Origin of the sequence: Pseudomonas sp. Marseille-Q0931 (assembly GCF_940789645.1) — a bacterium.
In the GTDB taxonomy this organism is placed as follows: Bacteria; Pseudomonadota; Gammaproteobacteria; order Pseudomonadales; family Pseudomonadaceae; genus Aquipseudomonas.
The window spans coordinates 41938-63382 of record NZ_CALNWT010000018.1; the positions used below are offsets into that span (position 1 = coordinate 41938).

The 21445-nt window shown below is 64.3% G+C and carries 18 protein-coding genes; 8 read left to right on the forward strand and 10 right to left on the reverse strand.

All coding sequences use genetic code 11. The features are described from left to right. Window positions 1-234: 234 nt before the first annotated feature. From P3C50_RS22365 to nahK, 5 genes are all read left to right on the forward strand, one after another. The gene (locus P3C50_RS22365; RefSeq protein ID WP_275547643.1) at window positions 235-1788 is read left to right on the forward strand and encodes a BCCT family transporter; all 1554 of its coding nucleotides are present in this window, start codon (window positions 235-237) and stop codon (window positions 1786-1788) included. Window positions 1789-1958: 170 nt separating this feature from the next. Beyond that, window positions 1959-4346: a pyrroloquinoline quinone biosynthesis protein PqqF gene (gene pqqF, locus P3C50_RS22370; protein WP_275547644.1), complete on the forward strand. Its 2388-nt coding sequence runs from the start codon at window positions 1959-1961 to the stop codon at window positions 4344-4346. Window positions 4347-4667: 321 nt separating this feature from the next. Beyond that, window positions 4668-5852 (forward strand): porin, encoded by a 1185-nt coding sequence (locus tag P3C50_RS22375; protein ID WP_275547645.1) that lies wholly within the window; start codon window positions 4668-4670, stop codon window positions 5850-5852. Between the two features lie 320 nt (window positions 5853-6172). Then, the gene (nosP, locus tag P3C50_RS22380; protein WP_275547646.1) at window positions 6173-7336 is read left to right on the forward strand and encodes a nitric oxide-sensing protein NosP; all 1164 of its coding nucleotides are present in this window, start codon (window positions 6173-6175) and stop codon (window positions 7334-7336) included. Then, window positions 7266-9908 (forward strand): hybrid sensor histidine kinase/response regulator NahK/ErcS', encoded by a 2643-nt coding sequence (nahK, locus tag P3C50_RS22385; protein ID WP_275547647.1) that lies wholly within the window; start codon window positions 7266-7268, stop codon window positions 9906-9908. Before nosP ends, nahK begins: the two co-directional genes overlap by 71 nt. A 206-nt stretch (window positions 9909-10114) precedes the next feature. On the opposite strand, the gene P3C50_RS22390 is transcribed toward nahK, so the two are convergent. The 7 genes from P3C50_RS22390 to P3C50_RS22420 form a co-directional block, all read right to left on the reverse strand. After that, window positions 10115-10534 (reverse strand): GNAT family acetyltransferase, encoded by a 420-nt coding sequence (locus tag P3C50_RS22390; protein WP_275547648.1) that lies wholly within the window; start codon window positions 10532-10534, stop codon window positions 10115-10117. 54 nt (window positions 10535-10588) lie between these two features. After that, window positions 10589-11254: a response regulator transcription factor gene (locus P3C50_RS22395; RefSeq protein WP_161867778.1), complete on the reverse strand. Its 666-nt coding sequence runs from the start codon at window positions 11252-11254 to the stop codon at window positions 10589-10591. A 23-nt stretch (window positions 11255-11277) separates the two neighbouring features. Then, window positions 11278-11853 (reverse strand): PQQ-dependent catabolism-associated CXXCW motif protein, encoded by a 576-nt coding sequence (locus tag P3C50_RS22400; RefSeq protein WP_275547649.1) that lies wholly within the window; start codon window positions 11851-11853, stop codon window positions 11278-11280. A 267-nt stretch (window positions 11854-12120) separates the two neighbouring features. Next, on the reverse strand, window positions 12121-12912 hold the full coding sequence (locus tag P3C50_RS22405; RefSeq protein ID WP_275547650.1) for an ABC transporter permease: 792 nt from the start codon (window positions 12910-12912) through the stop codon (window positions 12121-12123). Next, window positions 12909-13784, reverse strand: a complete 876-nt coding sequence (locus tag P3C50_RS22410) for an ABC transporter ATP-binding protein (protein WP_275547651.1) — start codon at window positions 13782-13784, stop codon at window positions 12909-12911. The genes P3C50_RS22405 and P3C50_RS22410 overlap by 4 nt, the downstream gene beginning before the upstream one ends. After that, window positions 13781-14746 carry a YVTN family beta-propeller repeat protein gene (locus P3C50_RS22415; RefSeq protein ID WP_275547652.1) on the reverse strand — a complete coding sequence of 322 codons (966 nt, stop codon included), beginning with the start codon at window positions 14744-14746 and terminating at the stop codon, window positions 13781-13783. Before P3C50_RS22415 ends, P3C50_RS22410 begins: the two co-directional genes overlap by 4 nt. Before the next feature lie 86 nt (window positions 14747-14832). Continuing rightward, window positions 14833-16014 carry an ABC transporter substrate-binding protein gene (locus P3C50_RS22420; protein WP_275547653.1) on the reverse strand — a complete coding sequence of 394 codons (1182 nt, stop codon included), beginning with the start codon at window positions 16012-16014 and terminating at the stop codon, window positions 14833-14835. 225 nt (window positions 16015-16239) lie between these two features. Between P3C50_RS22420 and P3C50_RS22425 the strand changes: the two genes are divergently transcribed. Genes P3C50_RS22425 through P3C50_RS22435 form a run of 3 tightly spaced genes read left to right on the forward strand, consistent with a single transcriptional unit; the run spans window position 16240 to window position 18603 of the window. Further along, window positions 16240-16677, forward strand: a complete 438-nt coding sequence (locus P3C50_RS22425) for a copper-binding protein (protein ID WP_275547654.1) — start codon at window positions 16240-16242, stop codon at window positions 16675-16677. Window positions 16678-16690: 13 nt separating this feature from the next. Then, window positions 16691-17956 carry a histidine kinase gene (locus tag P3C50_RS22430; RefSeq protein ID WP_275547655.1) on the forward strand — a complete coding sequence of 422 codons (1266 nt, stop codon included), beginning with the start codon at window positions 16691-16693 and terminating at the stop codon, window positions 17954-17956. Further along, entirely contained in the window at window positions 17953-18603 is a 651-nt protein-coding gene (locus P3C50_RS22435; protein ID WP_275547656.1) for a response regulator transcription factor, read from the forward strand. The genes P3C50_RS22430 and P3C50_RS22435 overlap by 4 nt, the downstream gene beginning before the upstream one ends. Window positions 18604-18756: 153 nt before the next feature. Here the strand turns inward: P3C50_RS22435 and P3C50_RS22440 are convergent, their stop codons facing one another. The 3 genes from P3C50_RS22440 to P3C50_RS22450 form a co-directional block, all read right to left on the reverse strand. After that, entirely contained in the window at window positions 18757-20058 is a 1302-nt protein-coding gene (locus P3C50_RS22440) for a PQQ-dependent sugar dehydrogenase (RefSeq protein ID WP_275547657.1), read from the reverse strand. Then, on the reverse strand, window positions 20055-20483 hold the full coding sequence (locus tag P3C50_RS22445; protein ID WP_275547658.1) for a DUF2231 domain-containing protein: 429 nt from the start codon (window positions 20481-20483) through the stop codon (window positions 20055-20057). Before P3C50_RS22445 ends, P3C50_RS22440 begins: the two co-directional genes overlap by 4 nt. 244 nt (window positions 20484-20727) lie before the next feature. Further along, window positions 20728-21387, reverse strand: coding sequence for a pentapeptide repeat-containing protein (locus P3C50_RS22450; RefSeq protein ID WP_275547659.1), 660 nt, complete (start codon window positions 21385-21387; stop codon window positions 20728-20730). Between the last annotated feature and the right edge of the window lie 58 nt (window positions 21388-21445).

A 21445-nucleotide genomic window follows, 5' to 3' on the forward strand; every position in this document is an offset into this window, starting at 1 on the left:
GGCGGCTCGTCAGCGCCCGTGAGACAGGGCCTTCAGCGCTTTATGAAGTGCGGGAAAGGGCTGCCTGAATTGATGATTAAAAGTCATAAGTCGCGCAGATTAAATGGTTTGTCGGTGAATTCTGGCCTGATCGACTATTAATCACCCGCGGTGTCTACCGAGCTGTTATTTGCATCTGCAAGATTTGGTGCGCATGCGGAGAAACCATTACAAGAACAAAATCGAGGTGCGTGCATGAAGCCTATGGTTGCGCAAGACATAGTCGGTCGAGAGTTCAATATCCGAGTGCTCGGGTTGAATTTTCATCGCGTCATATTCCCCGCTTCCTTCTCCATCATCCTGCTGCTGGTTCTCCTGGCGTTGAGCAATCCGGCGGTCTTCGGCGAGACACTCGAAGGCATCAAGGGCTGGATCCTGCAGAATTTCGACTGGTTCATCATCATCATGGGCAACTTGTCGGTGCTGTTCTGCGCCGGGCTGGCGTTTTCGCCGCTGGGCAAGGTGCGCCTCGGTGGTCGTGAGGCCAAGCCCGAGTTCAGCACCCTGTCGTGGTTCTCCATGATGTTCGCTGCCGGCATGGGCGTCGGCCTGCTGTACTGGGGCGTGGCCGAGCCGGTTGCGCAATACACCGCCTGGTGGAAAACACCGCTGAATGTCGCCGCCAACACCCCGGAGGCCGCACACGCGGCCATGGGTGCGACCCTGTATCACTGGGGCTTTCACCCCTGGGCGATCTACCTGACCACTGCGCTGGTGGTGGGATACTTCTCCTACAACAAGGGGCTGCCGCTGTCGCTCAGCTCCGGTCTGCAGCCGCTGCTGGGGCGCGGGCACCGTGGCCTGCCGGGGCAGGTGGTCGACGTGTTCACCGTGGTGCTTAGCATCTTTGGCCTGGCCACCTCCCTCGGCCTGGGAGCAATGCAGGCCACGGCCGGTATCGCCTACGTGCTGGGCACGCCCAATACCTTCGCCTTTCAGCTGATGTTCATCGTCGCGGTCACGGGGCTGGCTGCATTCTCGTTGTGGCGTGGGCTGGATGCCGGGGTCAAGGTCCTGAGCAACATCAACATGTTGCTGGCGCTGATGCTGTTTTTGCTGGTCGCGGTCGGCATCGGCGCAACGGCGTTCTTCTCCAACGCCTTGAGCACGGTGGTCGACTACGGCCAGATGTTCCTGCCGCTGAGCAACTGGATCGATCGTGTTGACCAGGACTGGTTTCAGGGTTGGACGGTGTTCTACTGGGCCTGGTGGTGCACCTGGGGGCCGCTGGTGGGGATCTTTGTCGCCCGCGTTTCCAAGGGCCGCACCTTGCGCCAGATGGTCGGTATGGTGATGCTGGTACCGACCGTGGTGACGCTGCTGTGGTTCTCGGCATTCGGTGGCGGCGCCATCGCCCAGGTGATCGATGGCAGCGGTGCTCTGGCGGCTGGCCTGAGCGATGTCAACATGGCCATCTTCCAGTTCCTGGAAATGCTGCCGCTGGCCGGCATCGGCTCGCTGCTGGTCGTCGCTCTGCTGGTGTTCTTCATGGTCACCTCGGTGGACTCCGGCGCGCTGGTTGTCGATAACCTCGCCGCCGGTGGCGATCCCGATACCCAGCCGGGGCAGCGCGTGCTGTGGCTGGTGATGATCGCGCTGGTGACCGTGACACTGTTCGTGATTGGCGGTGACACTGCGCTCAAGGGCATTCAGGCCGGCGCCGTGGCCATGGGCCTGCCGTTCATGGCGCTGATGCTGTTGCTGATGATCGGCCTGATCAAGGGGCTGATCGCGGATTGCCGTAGCTGACCTCGGCCAAGCGACGCCCCGACACCGGCCGCAAGGCTGATGTCGGGGCGTTTGTGTCCCTGCATGCGCGGTTTTTACGACCAAAGGCGTGCTTTAGCCGGCCAAAAGCAGCATTGTCAGAGGCAGGTGCGTTGTCGAAGCTGGACGCTAAGCTGCCTAGAGAACCCTTGATGACCTTGTACGTTCCACCTCCTGCCTCTGTTCGGCGCCTGGCCAATGGCGCACTGCTGCGCGCGCAGCAACAGCCCTGGGCGCAGCGGGTAGGGGTGTGCCTGCGGGTGGCGGCGGGCAGTCATGACGAGCCGCCGGACTATCCCGGCCTGGCGCACTTTCTCGAACACCTGCTGTTTCTCGGTAGCCGCAATTACGCGCCTGATCAGGGGCTGATGGCGTTCGTTCAGTGCCACGGCGGCCTGGTCAATGCCTCGACCCAGGCGCGGCACACCGATTTCGTCTGTGAACTGCCGGCCGAGCTTCTCCAGCCGGCGCTGACGCGTCTGCTGGATATGCTCTGCCAGCCGCTGCTGGATATCGACGCGCAGTTGCGCGAGCGCGAAGTGCTGCACGCCGAATACCTGGCGCGTAGCCAGGATGCCGATAGCCTCGTTAATCACGCACTGGGCCAGGCGCTGGCCGTCGGGCATCGCTGCAGTGACTTTCTGGCGGGGGATCGCAGCACGCTGCTTGTCGAGTCCGAGGGGTTTCAGCAGGCGCTGCGTGCGTATCACCAGCGCCACTACCAGGCCAGATATATGTGCCTGACCCTGGTGGGGCCGCAAGTGCCAGAGCAGTTGCTGGATATCGCCGAGGCGCTGCTTGGGCCATGGCCGAGTGCAGTGATCGAGGCCGATTGCACAGCGGTGGTCGACTTGCTGCCGTTGCGCGCCTCACGCCTGAGTCTGCAGCACGATCGGCCCGCCGTGCATTTGGGCTTTGCCGCTCAGATCGATGCGTGCCAGTTGCAGGCACCACTGGAGTTATTGTTGGACACCCTGCATGACCCCGCATCTGGCGGCCTGCTGGCTGGCTTGCGTGAGCGGCAGCTGTGTCGGCAATTGCAGGTGCGGGAGTTGTATCGGCATCAGGGCCAGTGTCTGCTGCGCTTCGATTTTCCCGGCGCCACGACGGAGCAGGGTCCGGCCTTGCGTGCAGCGGTGCAGAGTTGGGCGGCGCAGCTGCAGGGCCATGAACATTGGCCGCAGCGGCTGCAGGGTCATCAGCAGGCGGTCGCACTGAGGTTGTTAGGGCTTAGCTCACTGGCACTGGCTCAGCACCTGCAGGCCCCCGAGCAGGAAAACGACACCACCTTGCGCTCCCTGGCCGCGCTGCTCGGGCAGTTGGCGCAAGGCGACGGTTTGATAGAGCTGCAATGCAGCCAGCGTGCGCAATCAGAGTGGCCCGCGACTGGATTGGCGCTACCACTACAGGCCTTGCCGGCCGAGGCGCCGCTACTGTTTGAGCGCGAATGGCAGCTGTGCAGCGATGAGCCGCTGCTGGACAAGCACACCTCTGCGTCGGCCGTTCTGCCGTTGGCAGGATTGAGGCATTACTCAGGGCAGCCCGAAGGCGGTCCGGCCGCGCTTTACTGGCGCGGCGCCTGTGCCAGCAGCTTCGATGCAGCGGTCAGCGAAGCCGCCCTGTTGGCGCGTAGCGCTGATCTGCGCTGGCGTGGAGAGCGGCTTGGCATTACCAGCCAGCTCAGCGTGAATGCCTCAGGCTGGACCCTGGCCTTGCAGGGGCCTGCGGCGCTGCTGCCGACTTTCAGCGCGCAACTGCTGCCGTTGTTGTTGGCGCCGGTAAGCGAGCCAGCCGAGCCCTTATCGCAGGGCATGCTATTGCGGATGCTGCTGCAGCGTTTGCCTCAGCTGTGCGAGCTGCCCGCAGCATCGACGCTGCAAGGGCTGAGCGTCGGCCTGGACGAGCGAGAGCAGGCACACCTCGCCGAGTTGTGCACGGCGGTCGCCCCCCTGACGGATTTGCCCCCAGCATCAGGTGCCTGGAGAGGAATTGACTGGCACGAGGTCCCGCAGCCCGACGCGGATTCGGCACTGCTGCTGTTCTGCCCGCTGCCTGACACCGCAGCTCCTACCGAGGCGGCCTGGCGCCTGCTCGGGCAGTTGCTGCAGGGGCGCTTCTACCAGCGGCTGCGGGGTGAGCTGCAACTGGGTTATGCGTTGTTCGCCGGTTTTCGCCAGGTGCAGGGCAGCAGAGGTCTGCTGTTCGCCTTGCAGTCGCCGGTCTGCGATGCGGCCGGTATCTTCGCTCATATCCACGCCTTTCTCGATGAGCCGCGCGCGGTGCTCGAAGGGCTGGATGACGCGACGCTGTCGGGCGCCCTTGATGCGTTGCAAGCGACATTGAGTCCGGCCAAGTCTAACCTGGCTCGCGCCGAGCAGCTGTGGCAGCTGTATCTCGCGGGCTTGCCCGAGGCGCATCCGCAGCAGGTTTCGCAGGCGCTGACGGTGCTGTCCGCGAGCGATCTGCTGCGCGCGTATAAGCAGTTGCTGCTCGCCCGCGACTGGCGAGTATTGGCCAGCGGAGCTCCGGCGCCCGTCTAGGCAAGCGCTGCCTCCCACGCATCACCATGAATCCTGCCCGGAACAGCCTGGCGTTCCGCCATGGCGTCTTCCTGCATTCCTCCTTCCCAACTTCTGCGCGACGCGTAATGGCGCATCTACACCCTAGGACTGGCCAGGTACTACGACCTTTCTCCCGCTACCGGTAGCAGGTCGGTCGCGAGCCGGCGGGAGCGGGCCGGTAGCGCCCGGCCAAAGCAGCAGCGAATCGCTGCCAAGGCAGCGTATGGCCTGCCTGGCTCGCTTTCGATAATCGCCTCCGACACGACTGCCCTGGCGGTCGCCACTCAAGCGGAGAGCGTTATGCACAACAACAAGATCGCCATCACTCGATTTCTGCCCCTGACCCTGGCCACCGCCGTCGCCCTGGCGACTGCGCAGCAGGCCGCCGCCGAGATCGTCCTGTACGACAAGGACGACACCACTTTCTCTACCGACGGCTACATCAACGCCTTCTACGTCAACAGCGACGTGGACCGTGACGGCGAGCAGTTCGACCGCCGTCAGTCGCGGGTGAAGATGGGCTTTCTGCCCAACTGGATCGGCTTCAACTTCGGCAAGCAGATCGATGATCTGAAACTGACCGGTCGCTCGTCCTTCTGGGTCACCATCAATGACAGCGAAACCAATGGCACCGATACCGCCATCGACGTCCGTCAGTTCTACGGCACCGTTTCCAGCCCGGAGTGGGGCGAGGTGCTGGTGGGCAAGGACTTCGGTCTGTTCTCGCGCTCCAACATCTTCCTCGATGAGCTGCTGGCCGGGTACGGCAACGTGTCCGACACCCTCGGCCTGGTGGACGGCAACGGCGTGTCCTTCGGCAATATCGGCACCGGCTACCCGTATCCGTTCCCGACCTCGCAGATCACCTACCGTAACAACAACCTGGCCGAAGGCCTGCGCTTTGCGGTTGGCATCATGGACCCGGTCGACACTAACGACGACAGCCCGACCGGCAAGGCCTACCAGGAAAACCCGCGCTTCGAATCGGAAGTCAGCTACCAGTTCGATGTGGGCGGTTCGACCATCTACACCTGGGTCAACGGTGCCTACCAGACCTCCGAGAACACCGACGACACCGTCGACAAGGTCACCTCCAAGGGCCTCGGCTATGGCGTGCAGGCCAAGTTCGGCGGCCTGTCGCTGACCGGTTCGGGTTTCCAGGCCAAGGGCATCAACCCGTTCTTCACCAACAACCTGGGCGAGCCGACCCTGCGCGATATCGACAGCGACGGCTACCTGCTGCAGGGTTCCTACACCTGGGGCAAGAACCGCGTGGCGCTGTCCTACGGCAAGACCGAGGACGACGGCAACGGCCTGGGCGTGGCGGCGGACTACGAGACCCGCGGCATCGCCTATTTCCGCACCATCAACGACAACCTCAAGCTGGTCGCCGAGTACAACCAGTACCAGATCGACGCCGCCGCCGGCAGCGGTCTGAACGAGGACACCGACACCTTCGCCGTGGGTGCCGTGCTCAGCTGGTAATCGGTGTTGAAACGGGCCGGGCAGGGGGCGACCTCTGCCCGGCCTTTTGCGTATGCGGCTGATCGACACCTGTCGGAAGGCCTGCCGCTTGTAGGGCGGGTGCAACCCGCCGTTTAGCCGTTGGCGGGCTGCACCCGCGCTACCTATCGAGATAACGGCCGTTGTCCCATGCACGGCTTGACCAAGATGGCGGTGTGCGCCGCCGTACTGCTTCGCGAGTACGCCCTACGGATCGACTACCCAGTACTCAAGTAGCATGGGGCGGGCATCACCGGCTTCGTAGAATTTCCCCATGATCAGCAGGTGAATTGGGGCGTGATATGGCCTTGGAACAGTCGGAGGGCGTGCTTAGCGCCGTCTCCAGCACGAAGGATGTGGAATTGGCCGCCCAGGAACTGGCACGCCAGCTGATCCATCCCTATCTCGGTTTCGTGCTGTTCTTCTGCTCGGCCGAATACGATCTCGACGGCCTCGGCCAGGCACTGGAGGCGCACTTCGGTGGCGTCAGCCTGGTCGGCTGTACCAGCGCCGGCGAGATTACCCCGCAGGGCTACGGTCGTGGCTGCGTGGTGGCGCTGGGCTTCGATCTGCGCTGCTTCTCCATCGCCAGCGTGCTGATCGACGAGATGGAGCGCTTCAATCTGCTCGATGCGCAGCAACTGGTCGATGGTCTGGTCAAGGATTGCCGCAGCAACGAGCTGGCCTCGATCAAGGGCCACAGCTTCGCCCTGACCCTGCTCGATGGCCTTTCCAGCCGCGAGGAATTGGTGCTCGGCGCGCTCAGTGCGGCGCTGGGCAGCATCCCGCACTTCGGTGGCTCGGCTGGTGACGACAACCACCTGACTCACACCCACGTCTATCACGGCGGCCGTTTCCACAGCGGTGCGGCGGTGGTGGTGCTGTTCAACACCTGGCTGGAATTCGAGGTTTTCAGCACCCATCACATCCAGCCCAGCGCGGAAAAGCTGGTGGTGACGCGTGCCGACAGCGCCACGCGCCGGGTGTACGAACTCAATGCTGCACCGGCCGCGCAGGAATATTCCGAGCTGATCGGTGTTCCGGTCGAGGAGCTGGATCTGCGCGCGTTCGCTGCCTATCCGCTGGCAGTGCGGATCAGCGATCACTACTACGTGCGCTCGATCCAGCAGGTGCACGACGACCTCAGCCTGACCTTCTACTGCGCGGTGGAGAACGGCATCGTCCTCACCGCCATGCGCCCGGGCCCTTTGCTGCCGAACCTTGCGCAGCTGTTCGCCGGGCTGGAGCAGCGCCTCGGTCCGCTGCTGCTGACCATCGGTTGCGACTGCTTTCTGCGTCGCCTGGAGATCGAGAACGATGGCGGCGTCGAGTCGGTCGCCACACTGCTGCGCCAGCAGCGGGTGATCGGCTTCAACACCTACGGAGAGCAGTTCAATGGCATGCACATCAACCAGACCTTCACCGGTGTCGCCATTGGCCGACCTGTTGGGCGCGGCGAGCGCTGAGCTGCAGGCACGCTGTGCGGCGCTGGAGCAGGAGAACGCCAAGCTCAGGCGCATCAACGCCGCGCTGATCGAGCGGGTCGAGTCGATCCATTCCCGTGGCGATGACGCCTACGCGGCCTTCCAGCATTCGGTGGTGCTCTCCGAGCAGGTGCGCGAGCGCACCGACGCGCTGAACCAGGCGATGGCCGAACTGAAGTCCAGCAACCAGTTGCTCAGCGACGCGCGGTTGCGCGCCGAGACTGCCCACCAGCACCTGATCGACGCCATCGAGAGCATCTCCGACGCCTTCGTGCTGTTCGACGATCGCCAGCGCATCGTCCTGTTCAACAGCCGCTTCAAGGCATTGTGGGCGCGCAGCCGGGCGCGCATCGGCACCGGCACACGGCTGGAGGAGATCAAGCGTCTGAGCCGCAGCACCGGCCTGGTGGTGGAGGCGCAACTGGGCAAGGAGGGCGAGCCGAGCCTGTTCCGCCTGCAGGACGGGCGCTGGGTGCAGGTCAGCGAGCGGCCGACCCGCGAGGGCGGGCTGGTGATCCTCTATACCGACATCACCGAAGTGAAGCAGAGCGAGGCGCTACGCCGCGAGCAGGCCCTGGCGCAGAAGTCGCGCCTGCTGCAGCGCGCGGTCGACAACCTGTCGCAAGGCATGGCCATGGTCAATGCCGAGGGTGCGCTGGAGTTGTGGAACCACCGTTTCCTCGAACTGTGCGGGCTGGCGCCGATCAACGCCCATCGGCCGTTCGCCGAAGTGATGGCGGAAAGCGAACTTGAGCCGCTGACCCCGGACAGCCGCGATGCCACCGGCAAACCGCTGCGCCAGGTGGAGGTGCGCCTGTTCGACGGGCGCATGCTGGAAGTGCGCACCCATCCGCTGCCTACCGGCGGCTTCGTCAATACCTTCACCGATATCACCGAGCGTCATCGCCAGGCCCAGGCGCTGAGCGACAGCGAGCGCTGGATCCGCCTGATCACCGACCACGTGCCGGCGCTGATCGCCTATCTGTCGGCCGATCTGGTCTACGAATTCACCAACAAGGTCTACGAGGAATGGTACTGCTGGCCGCGCGGGGCCATGCTCGGCCAGAGCCTGCGCGAAGTGCACAGCGAGGAGCATTGCCAGCGCCTGGAGCCCTACGTCGAGCTGGCGCTGTCCGGCGAGAGCGTGACCTTCGAATTCGCCGAAACCAACCACAACGGCCAGGAGCGCTACATGCTGCGTTCCTACGTACCCAACCGTCAGGCCAGCGGCGAGGTGGTCGGCATCTTCGTGCTGATCCGCGATATCACCGAGCGCCGCCGCACCGCCGAGGCGCTGCACCAGGCCTACCAGCATCTGGAGCAGCGCGTGCGCGAGCGTACCGCCGAACTGACCACGGTCAACGACCAGCTGCGCCGCGAGATCGACGAGCGCACGCAGATGGAGGCACGCCTGCGTGAGGCCAAGGGAGAGGCCGAACAGGCCAACCTGTCCAAGACCAAGTTCCTCGCCGCTGTCAGCCACGACCTGCTGCAGCCGCTCAACGCGGCGCGGTTGTTCACCAGTGCGCTGTTGGAGAAGAAGGACCTGTCCGGCTGCGCACCGCTGGTGCGCAACGTCAGCAACTCGCTGGAAGACGTCGAGAGCCTGCTCGGCACGCTGGTAGACATTTCCAAGCTCGATGCCGGGGTGATCAAGCCGGATATCGCGCCGTTCGCCGTCAGCGAGCTGCTGGAAAACCTGGCTGCCGAGTACCACCAGATCGCCCGCAGCGAGGGACTGCGTCTGGACTACCTGCCCAGCTCGGCGCTGGTACGCAGCGACGTGCAATTGCTGGCGCGGATTCTGCGCAACTTCCTCAGCAACGCCATTCGCTACACCGCCAGCGGGCGCATCCTGCTGGGCTGCCGGCGGCGCGGCAATAGCCTGTCCATCGAAGTCTGGGACACCGGCATCGGCATCGCTCAGGACAAGCTGGTGGAGATATTCCAGGAGTTCAAGCGCGGCGATAACGTGCAGCGCAAGCAGGATCGTGGTCTGGGCCTGGGCCTGGCGATCGTCGAGAAGATCGCACGCATGCTCGGCCACCGCATTCGCGTCGCGTCGCAGCAGGGCAGGGGCTCGATGTTCGCCGTCGAGGTGCCGCTGACCCGCCGCGCGCCGCGCGTGCGTACGGTGCAGGACAGCCCGGATCAGTTGCTCGAACGCCTCAGCGGCGCGCGGGTGTGGGTGCTGGATAACGACGCGGCGATCTGCGCCGGCATGCGCACATTGCTCGAAGGCTGGGGTTGCCGGGTGGTCACCGCGCTGTCTGAAGAGGACCTGGCGCGCCAGGTGGACAACTACCACGCCGAAGCCGATCTGCTGATTGCCGACTACCACCTCGACGACGAACGCAATGGCGTCGACGCGGTGGCGCAGATCAACGCCCGACGCAGTACGCCGCTACCGGCGCTGATGATCACCGCCAACTACAGCAACGAGCTCAAGCAGCAGATGCGCGAGCTCGGCCACAGCCTGCTGCACAAACCGGTACGGCCGATGAAACTGAAGGCAGCGATGAGTCATTTGATGGAGCGTGGTGCCGGGGTTTGAGATTGACGTGGGCCCCGTTGCGCACGGCGCACCTTACGGACGCCCTACGCTCAGGTCGCCACGATCCCGTAGCCCGGATGCAATCCGGGAAGGATCACGCCGTTCTGCCCCGGATTTCATCCGGGTTACGATTCGCTTTGGTGAGTGGATGTCGCTTTTTACATCCACCGCAGCGGTGGATCGGTAGAGCGTGATCGGGCGTGCGGTCAATCATCCGCAATCAGCCGCTTACCGAGACTGACCGAGGCATCGATCTTGTAGCCAAGCCGCTCGTAGAAGGCCAACGCCGCCGCGTTGGTGTCGCGCACCTGCAGGCTGAGTTTGGGGCAGCCCAGGGCCAGCAACTGTTCTTCGATATACGCCATCAGCTGACGGGCCAGGCCCTGCTGGCGTTGCTCCGGGCACACCGCCAGGTAGTTGACCCAGCCGCGATGCCCCTCGTAGCCGGCCATGGCCGAGGCCACCAGCTTGCCGTCGATCTCACCCACTAGAAACAGCTCGGGCTGCACCGTCAGCTTGCGCTGGATGTCCTTGTGCGGGTCGTTCCACGGGCGGGTCAGGTCGCAGCGTTGCCAGAGGTCGACGACGGCGGCTTCGTCAGCGAGCCGGAAGGGGCGGATGTACATGGTGGACTCCAATCGGTGAGGCCACCGTTTTAGCACAGGCCGATGAACCGGACGCTAGCGCCGCAGGTAGGAGGCGAAGTCGATATCGCCGGCCGAGAGGATCGCCTGCACGCGGTTATGCACGCCCAGCTTGCGCAGGATGGCCGAAACGTGAGCTTTGACCGTGGTTTCGGCGATATCCAGGCTATAGGCGATCTGCTTGTTCGACTCGCCCTTGGTCATGCGCTCGAGCACCAGCAGTTGCTTGCGCGTCAGGGCTTGCAGCAGTTCCGGGGCGATGCTGGGGTTGTCGTGGTGCTGGCGCGAGCTGCCGCTCTTCTGCGAACGGATGATGTCCGGCGGCAGGTAGACGTTGCCGTCGAGAATCTGCGCGATGGCGTCGGTCATCTGCGCGCGTGGCGAGGACTTGGTGATGAAGCCCACCGCGCCATAGGTGATGGCTTGCAGCACGATCTGCTTGTCCTGCTCGGCGGAAACGATCACCACCGGGATGGTCGGCGCCTCGTTGCGCAGGTTCATCAGCCCGCCCAGGCCATGCATGCCGGGCATATTCAGATCGAGCAGGATCAGATCCAGATCGTCGTGGCTCTGGGTCAGCTCCAGGGCGCTGTCCAGGTCGGCGGTTTCCATGATCTCGCTGCCGGGGAACCCGTCGGCGATGACGTTATGGATGGCTTCACGAAACAGCGGATGGTCGTCGGCAATCAGAATCTTGTACATGGCCTTGCACCTCGTTGTTGTGATTATGGGTTGGCAGTGGGCGTGAGGAAAGCAGCAGGCAGTTCGGCGGGTTGAGCGGGCACCAGGGGCAGGCCGGCCTGTTCCCAGGCATCGACGCCGTCACGGTACCAGTAGAGCTGGCGATAGCCCATGGCATGGGCGCGACGCGCAGCGTTCCAGCTCAGCCAGCAGTCGGAGCGGCAGTAGAACACGAAGGGTTGGCGCACGTCGCCACGGCTCTGCTGGTGCAGGTAGTGGGTGAAGTAGCGCTGCCATTGGGGGGCCAAGTTGCCGTCGCCGGCATTGGCCAGCCACAGACTGCCGGGCAGATTGGCGTGGGGTGCGTCCTCGACGAAGCGGTCCTGCACGAAGGGGCGGCGGTAGACGTCGATCAGGCGGGTGTCCGGGCGCTCGGCAAGGAGCTTCTGCAGGGCGGGAGTATCGACGATCTGTACGCCTTCCAGACTGGAAGGCGTGGGGCTGCGGTACTGGCTGCTGCGATAGCCGTCGGCATCGAACAGCTCTTCTGCACGGACGACGCAGACCAACAGCAGGGAGGCGAGCATCAGGCCTGCTTGCACGGGCAGACGGTACTTCATGGCAAGGTCTCTACTTATTTTTGTAGCGGTATTACAGGCCATGGTCGCAGGCTTGGGAATTCTACGTTGGAGAGGAAAACCAGTACCAAAGTAGTAGAGGGATATGGGCTGAACCTGTCATGGGGCTTACCGGTGTTTTGTAGGAGCGAATTCATTCGCGATCCTGGCTCGCCGGGTGCCGGCCCCTTTCGCGGATAAATCCGCTCCTACCGGTCAGGCAGCGTGCTGCAGTCATGGTGATTCGATTAGTTGCATTTGTTTCGTTGCTTAACCCACCTTGCGCAGCGCCGCGTGCTGCGGGTTGAAGGTGGCCACGGCGAGCATGGTGAGCAGCAGCGTCAGGCCGGCGCAGATCAGCAGCGCTTCCGTATGTAGGCACAGGTAAAGGGCGTTGCGCACGAGCTCCACTGCATGGGTAAAGGGGTTGAACGCGCACAGCCAATACAGCCACTCGCTGGACTCGCGCATCTTCCACAGCGGGTACAGCGCCGACGACAGGAAGAACATGGGGAAGATGACGAAATTCATCACCCCGGCGAAGTTCTCCAGCTGCCGTATGCCGTTGGACAGCAGCAAGCCCAGGGCGCTGAGCAGCAACGCCACCAGCAGCAGCGCCGGCAGTGCGGCGAGTACGCCCCATGCCGGAGGTTGCACGCCATAGACCCAGGCGATGGCGATGAAGGCATAGACCTGCAGCAGCGAGATCAGCGCCGTGGCCAGCAGCTTGGCCACCAGCAGGAAGGCGCGGGGCAGCGGGCTGGTGAGCAGTACGCGCATGCTGCCCATCTCGCGGTCGTAGACCATCGACAGCGAGCCCTGCATGCCGTTGAACAGCAGGATCATGCAGGCCAGGCCCGGCACGATATAGGTGTCGTAGGTGATGTAGGTGTCGTACGGCTCGATGATGGCGATACCCAGCGCGGCGCGAAAGCCGGCGGCGAACACCAGCAGCCAGAGCAGCGGGCGCACCAGGGCGCTGAGAAAGCGCGAACGCTGCAGGACGAAACGCAGCCATTCGCGCAGGACGATGCCGCGCAGGCATTCCCAGTAGGCGGTCATGGTTGCGGCTCCTTTGCGGAATCCGTGGGTAGTGTGGACGGAGTAGGAGGGGCTTTAGCCGCGAGCTCTTCGATATTGTGGACATCGCGGCTAAAGCCGTTCTTACGGGCCTGGCCATCCAGGTTCGGCCGCAGCGCCTCGCGCACATGGCCGCGGCCCAGCGCCTCGTCGCCGGTCAGGCGGGCGAAGCTGATGGCCAGGTCGTCGCCGAACTGGCTGGACTTGCCCCAGGCCACGCGCTCGCCACGATGGAGGATCAGCAGGTCATCGCTGGATTCGATCTCGTCCAGCAGGTGGGTCGTCCACAGCACGCACAGGCCCTGCTCGCGGCACAGGTTGCGCACATGTCGGCCCAGCGCCAGGCGGCTGGCCGGGTCGAGCCCGGCGCTGGCTTCGTCGAGCAACAGTAGACGCGGTTGATGGAGCAGGGCGCGGGCGATCTCCACACGGCGACGATGGCCGCCATTGAGCGTGCGCACCTTGTCGTGACGACGCTCGGCGAGATCCTGGCGCAACAGTTCCTCGTTGATGCGTGCCTGTGCCTCGCGGCGCGGCATGCCGTGCAGCGCGGCGTGGTAGGCGAGGTTCTGTTGCACCGATAGGTCGAGATCCAGCGTGCTCTGCTGGAACACCACACCCAACTGGCGCAGCGCCTGGCGCGGTTCGTCGCGCAGGCTGTGGCCGAAGATGCGGATGTCGCCCTGCTGCAGGTCGTACAGGCGAGTGAGCAGGGCGATCAGCGTGGACTTGCCGGCACCGTTGGGGCCGAGCAGGGCACCGAAGCGCCCCGGCACCAGCTCGAAGGCCAGGTCGTTGAGCGCCTGGCGGGCGCCATAGGCGAAACCGACGCCGCTCACCTCCAAGGCGTTCATGGCGTCACCACCACGCCCCAGGGATAGCGGCCGACCTTGATCGACTTGGTCACCTTGAGTGAATCGATGTCGATCACCGATACGTCGCCGCTAACGCCGTTGGTAGTCAGCAGGCGCTTCTGATCCGGGGTGAACGCCAGGTGCCAGACGCGCCGGCCCACCAGCAGGTAGTCGAGAATCTCGAAGGTCTTGGCATCCACCACCGCCACATGGTTGGCCGGACCGAGGGCGACGAAGGCGTACTTGCCGTCGTCGGTGAGTTTGACTCCGACCGGCTGCACCTTGTCCGGGTGCACGCCCTTGATGGCGAAATTGAGCACCTTGAGTACCTGGCGCGAGTCCACATCCAGCACCGTCACCGTGCCGCCGATCTCGGCCGAGGCCCACAGGCGCTTGCCGTCCTTGTCGAACTCGACGTGACGCGGGCGCTGGTCGACCAGAGTGTTGTCCACCAGTTGCTGGGTGCCGGTGTCGATCCAGTGCAGCATGTTGGTGGTTTCGCTGGTGTTGACCGCCCACTTGCCGTCCGGGCTCACCGCCATGCCTTCGGGCTCCACGCCCACTTCGATCTGCGCCAGCACCTCGTCGCTCTGGGTGTCGACCACTGTGACCAGCGCATCGTCCTCGTTGGATATGTACAGCCAGCGGTCGTTGGGGTGCAGGGCGAATTGCTCGGGGTCAGCGCCGGAGGGCAACTCCTTGATGATCTTGCGCGTGGCCAGGTCCATCACCTGTACGCGGTCCGAGTCGCTGGCGCAGATGTACAAGAGCTTGTTGTCCGAGGACAGCAGCAGCCCACGCGGGCGCATGCCGACATCGAGAGTGGCGGTGACTTCCAGGCTGTCGAGGTCGATGACGCTGATGCTGTCATCCTTCTCGTTGGACACGTAGGCAGTGGTGGCCAGGGCCGAGTGGCAGGCCAGGCCGAAGGCGACGGCACAGGCGAGACGGGTCAGGCGCATGGGGTTGATCCTCTTGTTGTAGTTGTTGGTAGCCGTTGCTTTTGTGGGAGGCGCTTCAGCGGCGACTGTCGCGGCTAAAGCCCCTCCTACAGGGGCATACCCGCCAGATCGCAGCTCACCTCGGGCCGGTCGTAGCCGAGGCTGTCCATTTCATTGCTGGGGTGGAGGAAACCATCCTGCGGCGAGGTGCTGACCAGGGCGCGTGGATGCACCAGCGGAATCGGTTGGCGCAGCTCGCCATTCCACGGGCGGAAGCTCAGCTTGCGGCCCTTGAAACCGTCCAGCGGCAGTTGTTCGTTCAGCAGCAGGTGACGAATGCCCTGCGGCTCGGCGGTGCGCTGCTTGGTGATGGCCGTGGCCAAGCTGCGCACCGCCATCCAGGCGGCGAAATCGCGGTCGTTCATCCAGCGCCCGGCCAGCTCTTCGAAGCGCTTCTGCAACTGCGCGGCGCCGAAGGTTTCCACCGTCTTGTGCCAGGCGGTAGGGGTCAGGCCCTGGGTGCCGGCCACCGGGCGCGGCAGCCAGGTGTTGTAGGGCAGGTACTCGCCGAAGTCGCCGCGCTCGTCGGCCACCAGCACCACGTCATACTCACTGGCCTGGGTGAACAGCGGCATCTCCGCCTGTGCGCTGCGGCGCTGGTCGTTGTCGAAGCTCCACGGTTTTTCGGCAACGATCTTGTGGCCGAAGCGCTTGGCCGCACGCTTGAGCGCGTCGGCGTAGGCGATGTCATCTTCGGTGTTGCCGGTCACCAGCAGCCAGCGCGTCCATTTACGCACGGCGAGGAACTGCGCCAGGGCGTCGGCCAGCATCGCGCGGCTGGGCAGGGTGTGCAGCACGTTGCCCAGGCATTGCTCGCGGCGTAGGCCGTCGTCGGCGCTGCCAGCATTGAACAGTAGGCTGTCCGGCAGGCGCGCGCTGAGCTGGTGCAGGGTATCGGCTGGGGCGTTGACCACGAACAGGCGTATGCCGGCCTGATGCTGTTGTTCGGCGGCGGCAAGCAGCTCTGTTGCATCCTCGCTCTCGGCGCTTTGCAGTTCGAATCTCTGCTTGAGGAAGCGCCCGGTGCTGTTGCTGTCGATGATCGCCAGCTCGGCGCCACGGCGGCCGGCGTCGCTCGGCTCGGGAATGACGTTGGACAGCAGCGGCCCGCGCGGCGGCAGATGCGCCAGGAAGCCGATGCGCACCTGCAGCTCGTTCGCGCTGGCGCCGGCTGCCACACCGAACGCGGCGGCGAGGCAGAACAACAGGCGGCAACTGATCCGGTGCATGGGGCGACTCCTGCAAAGGGTGTCGCCAGCATAGGAAGCGCTTACGGCTCGGGAAATATGCCCAAGGTAGCGCTGGGCACGTACGAAGGTCGTAGTCCGTCACGCCAATTGGCGCGACAAACCTGCCCAAAGTACCAGCCCGTCAGTACGAAGGTAGTAACCCGGCGCAGGCCGTTACTTTCTAGCATGGCAGGCAACGTCCAATAACAAGAACGGGTGAACGCCATGCGTATTCTCAAGGCCCTGCTGCTGCCCTTGCTGCTGATCATCAGCCTGCTCGGCGTCGATCAACTTCACGCCGCCGGAGATATGACCCGCCGCCCGGTGGCACTGCCCGACTTGGTGCTGGGTAACGATGACAGCGACTACTTCATGTCGCAGACCGAGTACCAGCTGGAAACCAGCCAGGCCTACCAGCTCAAGATCATCGCCAGCGGCCAGAAGGAATACGCCTTCCAGGCGCCGGAGTTCGCCACTTCCATCTACTTGCGCAAGGTCGAGGCCGGCGGCGTGGAGATCAAGGCAGTCACCCTCACCGAACTGGAATTCGAAGATGCCGGCGAAGCGGAGATTTTCTTTCTGCCGGTCAAACCGGGTAAATACCGCTTCTACGCCAAGGGCCTGGAAGGCAAGGGCATGCTCGGGTACTTCGTAGTCAAGTAGCGCGGCCAAGTAGATGACTGCCCTGGGCCGTATCAATCTCGGCGTCAGCCTGCTGTTCGGGCTGGTGACCTTGGCCGGGCTGGCGCTGCTGTTGCGCCAGGCCAGCCACGATGTGCAGCGCGAGCTACAGGCCGCCGAAGCGGTGGTGGAATACCTCGGCGAAGTGGCGCACAGCAATCCCGGCAGCCTGCGCCCGGAACTGACCGAGAACCTGCGACATATCCGCGTGAGTTGGCTGCGACCGGGCGAAGAGCCCGAGCAGCAGACCGAAAACGTCATCGAGCACTGGATTGCCGAACGCCTGCTGGGCCCGGCCTCACTGGTGGCCGATGCCTGGCCGCTGGAGGATGGCCGCGAGTTGCGTATCGCCCTCGATCCCTATGACGAGATCGAAGAAATCCAGGACTCGCTGCTGCAACTGCTGCTGCTCAGCGCCTTTGCCCTGATCCTCAGCCTGCTGGCCATTCACTTTGCCGTGCGCCGGGCTCGACGTGTGCTGGACGAACTGCTCGCCGGCTTGCGCGAAGTCGGTGCCGGTCACTTCGATATCCGTCTGCGCGACCACGGTCTGGCCGAGGCCAAGCGCCTGGCTGGGAATTTCAACGAGATGGCCATCACCCTGCAACAGGTGCAGGCGGACAACGCCGAGCTGACCCAGTCCCTGCTGGAACTTCAGGAGCGCGAGCGCACGCGCCTGGGTCAGACCCTGCATGACGACCTCGGCCAATACCTCAGCGGCATTCGCGCCCAGGCCTGCCTGCTCAAGGTAATCGCCGATCGCCCGCAGCAGGTGCAGGACACCGCGCGCCTGCTCGACGACAACTGCGAGCGCCTGCAGCAGGGCTTTCGCAGCCTGATCCGCGACCTCTACCCGATGGTGCTGGAGCGTCTGGAGCTCGGCCCGGCGCTGCAGCAACTGGCCGCTGACTGGCAGCAGGCGCAAGGCATACGCTGCCGCCTGCAACTGAGCGAACAACTGCCAAGCCTGCCGCTGGCGAGCAAGGCCCATCTCTATCGCCTGGTGCAGGAGGCGCTGACCAATGTCGCCCGCCATGCCGATGCCAGTGAGGTACGTATTCGCGTGCAACGCCGTGGCCAGGGCCTGCGCTTGTTGGTACGCGATAACGGCCAGGGCACCGCGCTGCCGCTGCGCCCCGGCATCGGCCTGCGCTCGATGCGCGAACGCAGCCGCAGCCTGGGCGGCGAACTGCGTCTGCACAGCCGCCCGCAAGCGGGTTGGGCGCTGTGCCTGAACATTCCCCTGGAGGCAACGTCATGAAGATTCTGCTGGTAGATGACCACGCAGTGGTGCGCCAGGGCTACGCGAGCCTGCTGCGTGCGCTGTTGCCGGAGGTGCAACTGCGCGAGGCCTGTGATGGTGAGCAAGCGTTGCAGCGGGTGCAGGAAGAGATTCCCAACCTGGTGATCATGGATATCGGCCTGCCCGGCATCAGCGGCCTGGAAACCACCCGCCGCCTGCGCCAGCGCCTGCCACAACTGCGCGTGCTGTTCTTCAGCATGCACGACGAACTGCCTCTGGTGCGCCAGGCGCTGGACGCCGGCGCCATCGGCTACCTGACCAAGAACTCCTCACCGAAAGTGCTGGTGGAGGCGGTCAAACGCACCGCCGCCGGCCACGCCTATATCGAGCAGCAACTGGCCACCCAGCTGGCCTGCAATCCCGCCAGCGCAAATGGCCTCGACCCGCGTTTGCGTGAACTGACCCAGCGCGAGTTCGAAATCTTCGTCATGCTCGCCCGCGGCCTGCCACCGAGGCAAATCGCTGAGAAGCTATGCATCAGCGCCAAGACCCTGTCCAACTACCAGACCCTGGTGAAGAACAAGCTGCAGATCACCTCGCAGGCGGAGTTGGTGCATTTGGCGATTGATAGTGGGGTGGTGCGGGTGGGTTTGGAGAGCGCCTGAGGCCGCAATGGTTGGCTCACTGAGCTGCTTTTATCGCGTGGTATGCAGCTCTTGACGCTCCGCCTCCACTGGCGGGGACGCACCTGAATTCGCCTATGGCTCCCACGCGGAGCGTGGGAGCCATAGGTGATAGGTGCGATCGCTTGCTTAGCCTCACTCGCTACCTTCGCGCACCACCCGCCAAATCGTATTGGCCAGATCATCCGCCACGATCAGTGCGCCGCTCGGATCAACCGTCACGCCCACCGGGCGGCCTCGGGTCTTGCCGTCTTCGGTGCGAAAGCCGGTGACGAAGTCGATGGGGTCGCCTGAAGGGCGGCCGTTTTCGAAGGGCACGAAGATCACCTTGTAGCCCACCGGGTTCTTGCGGTTCCAGCTACCGTGCTCGCCGACGAATACGCCGTCTGCATACTGCTCGCCCATCACCTCGCTGGAGAAGTCCAGACCCAACGCCGCGACGTGGGCGCCGAGGGCGTAGTCCGGGACGATGGCGCTGGCGACCTTGTCCTCATCCTGTGGTTTCACCCGTGGGTCGACGTGCTGACCGAAGTAGCTGTAGGGCCAGCCGTAGAAGCCGCCTTCCTGCACCGAGGTGAGGTAGTCGGGCACCAGGTCCTCGCCCAGTTCGTCACGCTCGTTGACCACCGCCCACAAGGTGCCGGTGCCAGGTTGGATGGCCAGCGCGGTGGGGTTGCGCAGGCCGGTGGCGTAGGGTTTGTAGGCGCCGGTTTCGGCATCCACCTGCCAGACCAGGGCGCGGTCAACTTCGGCCTCCATGCCGCGCTCGGTGATGTTGCTATTGGAGCCGATGCCTACGTACAGGTAGCGGCCGTCCTCACTGATGGTCAGCGCCTTGGTCCAGTGGTGGTTGATCTCCGATGGCAGGTCGGCGACCTTGCTCGGCGGGCCGCTGGCCTTGGTCTGGCCTTCTTCGTAGTCGAAGCGCACCAGCTCGTCCTGGTTGGCCACGTACAGGTTGCCTTCGTGCAGCGCCAGGCCGTAGGGCGCGTTGAGGTCTTCGGCAAACACCGTCTGCAGCTCGTAGCTGCCATCACCATCGGCGTCGCGCAGCAGGGTCAGGCGGTTGCCGCTTTCCACTGAGGTGTTGCCGCGGGCCTTGATCACGCCGGCGATCACGTCCTTGGGCTTGAGCTTGGCTGCGTTGCCGCCACGGCCTTCGGCAACGAGGATGTCGCCGTTGGGTAGCACCAGGGTTTGCCGGGGGATCTTCAGGTCAGTGGCGATGGCGCTGACGCTGTAGCCTTCGGGCACAGTCGGTCGTTGATCGCCCCAGGGCGTCGGCTCGGCGATGGTCATGCTCGGCAGGAGGCCGCGTTCGGGTTCGGGCAGGTCCGGCTGGGCGCCGTAGAACTGCTGGTTGCTGCCGGGCTCCTCGCCGCAGGCGGCCAGCAGTAGGGCGAGGGGCAGGGCAGTCAGTGCGATGGCAGTTTTCATCGGGCATCTCCTGTGCGTGGCTGGGCCATGCCGACCCAGGTGGCGGCAATGGCCAGCAGGGTGACGATCACCGACAGGGCCAGGCCCTGGGGCATGAGTGCCCAGGCATCCTTGGCGTGTTCAAGTGCGTTGATGAAACCCAGCACCCAGGTGACCAGTAGCAGCAGGAAGTAGGTGAGGGGGCGCGGGTTACGCCTGCGGAACAGCCCGACCAGGGCGAACAGCATCGCCAGGCCGGTAAAGACCAGGGCGCCGGCGATCAGCCAGGAGGCGAAATTGCTCCATTGGATCTGATAGCTGCGGTAGTAGGCGATGTCGGCAATCAGGGCGCCGAGAAAAAGCGGCACCTGGCCGCACAGCAGGGTGGCGTGTAAGGGGCTGAGAATGTTGGCGTAAGCGTACGGAGTTGCAGTGGTGGTGGTCACGGCAGATCCCTCTTGGGTCGATGACTGATGGCGGCTCACTCGCAGTGGCCTCGATCCGACTGTTCCTAAAAAGGGATTGCCTTGTGCCGGCATGGTTCAGTTGTTTTTGACAGCGGCCCAGACAGTAATGCGTCTAGCCCGGCGCCTGGATGATCTATAGGAGCGGATTTATCCGCGAGCCGATAGTGAGCATCGCGGCTGAAGCCGCTCCTACAGAGACGAGGTGTTGCTGCGGTGGTGAAGCTCAGTCCCAGCCCTTGGGGCATTGCACGCAGCCGGGCATGTTGGCGTCCTGGAAGTTGCCGAAGCGGGTGCGCGCGCCGGTGAGGTTGGCATTCTCCAGGTTGGAGCCGCCGAGCTTCACCTCCTGCAGGTTGGCATTTTCCAGATGTGCACCCTTGAGGTCGGCCTTGCTCAGCCAGGTCATTTCCAAGTTAGCGGCCTGCAGCTGGACGTTGTGCAGCTTGGCGCCAGAGAGGCGGGCGAATTCCAGGTTGGCGGCGCGCATGTCGGCGCCTTCGAATTGTGCAGCCTGGGCGAACATTGCCCAGCCGCCGATGGCCACCAGGCTGGCGCCGGACAGGTCAGCCAGGCGCAGGTTGCTCTGCTGCAGGCTGGCGCGGGTGAGGTTGGCGCCGCGCAGCTTGGCTTTCTCCAGGTTGGCCAGGTCGAGGTTGACGTGGCGCAGGTCGGCGCCAGACAGGTCGGCACCGGACAGGTCCATGCGGCGCATGTCGAGATTGCGCAGGTCAGCGCCACGCAGGTTGGCGTTGGGGCATTTGCTGTCGGGTTCGATGCGGCAGCCGTTGATCTGCGGCACGCCGTCGTTCTGGGTTTCGGCGCCGATGGCGTGGCTGCCGATTACCAGCAGCAGGACCGGGATAAGCAGGGGCAGGTAGTTCATGGCGAGTCCTCGGATGGGATGATGGGTGAGGCAGTCGCGGCTAAAGCCCCTCCCACAG

Coding starts and splice junctions, on each gene's coding strand:
- P3C50_RS22365 (WP_275547643.1), top strand. CDS start 235: ATGAAGCCTATGGTTGCGCAAGACATAGTCGGTCGAGAGTTCAATATC.
- pqqF (WP_275547644.1), top strand. CDS start 1,959: ATGACCTTGTACGTTCCACCTCCTGCCTCTGTTCGGCGCCTGGCCAAT.
- P3C50_RS22375 (WP_275547645.1), top strand. CDS start 4,668: ATGCACAACAACAAGATCGCCATCACTCGATTTCTGCCCCTGACCCTG.
- nosP (WP_275547646.1), top strand. CDS start 6,173: ATGGCCTTGGAACAGTCGGAGGGCGTGCTTAGCGCCGTCTCCAGCACG.
- nahK (WP_275547647.1), top strand. CDS start 7,266: ATGGCATGCACATCAACCAGACCTTCACCGGTGTCGCCATTGGCCGAC.
- P3C50_RS22390 (WP_275547648.1), bottom strand. CDS start 10,534: ATGTACATCCGCCCCTTCCGGCTCGCTGACGAAGCCGCCGTCGTCGAC.
- P3C50_RS22395 (WP_161867778.1), bottom strand. CDS start 11,254: ATGTACAAGATTCTGATTGCCGACGACCATCCGCTGTTTCGTGAAGCC.
- P3C50_RS22400 (WP_275547649.1), bottom strand. CDS start 11,853: ATGAAGTACCGTCTGCCCGTGCAAGCAGGCCTGATGCTCGCCTCCCTG.
- P3C50_RS22405 (WP_275547650.1), bottom strand. CDS start 12,912: ATGACCGCCTACTGGGAATGCCTGCGCGGCATCGTCCTGCGCGAATGG.
- P3C50_RS22410 (WP_275547651.1), bottom strand. CDS start 13,784: ATGAACGCCTTGGAGGTGAGCGGCGTCGGTTTCGCCTATGGCGCCCGC.
- P3C50_RS22415 (WP_275547652.1), bottom strand. CDS start 14,746: ATGCGCCTGACCCGTCTCGCCTGTGCCGTCGCCTTCGGCCTGGCCTGC.
- P3C50_RS22420 (WP_275547653.1), bottom strand. CDS start 16,014: ATGCACCGGATCAGTTGCCGCCTGTTGTTCTGCCTCGCCGCCGCGTTC.
- P3C50_RS22425 (WP_275547654.1), top strand. CDS start 16,240: ATGCGTATTCTCAAGGCCCTGCTGCTGCCCTTGCTGCTGATCATCAGC.
- P3C50_RS22430 (WP_275547655.1), top strand. CDS start 16,691: ATGACTGCCCTGGGCCGTATCAATCTCGGCGTCAGCCTGCTGTTCGGG.
- P3C50_RS22435 (WP_275547656.1), top strand. CDS start 17,953: ATGAAGATTCTGCTGGTAGATGACCACGCAGTGGTGCGCCAGGGCTAC.
- P3C50_RS22440 (WP_275547657.1), bottom strand. CDS start 20,058: ATGAAAACTGCCATCGCACTGACTGCCCTGCCCCTCGCCCTACTGCTG.
- P3C50_RS22450 (WP_275547659.1), bottom strand. CDS start 21,387: ATGAACTACCTGCCCCTGCTTATCCCGGTCCTGCTGCTGGTAATCGGC.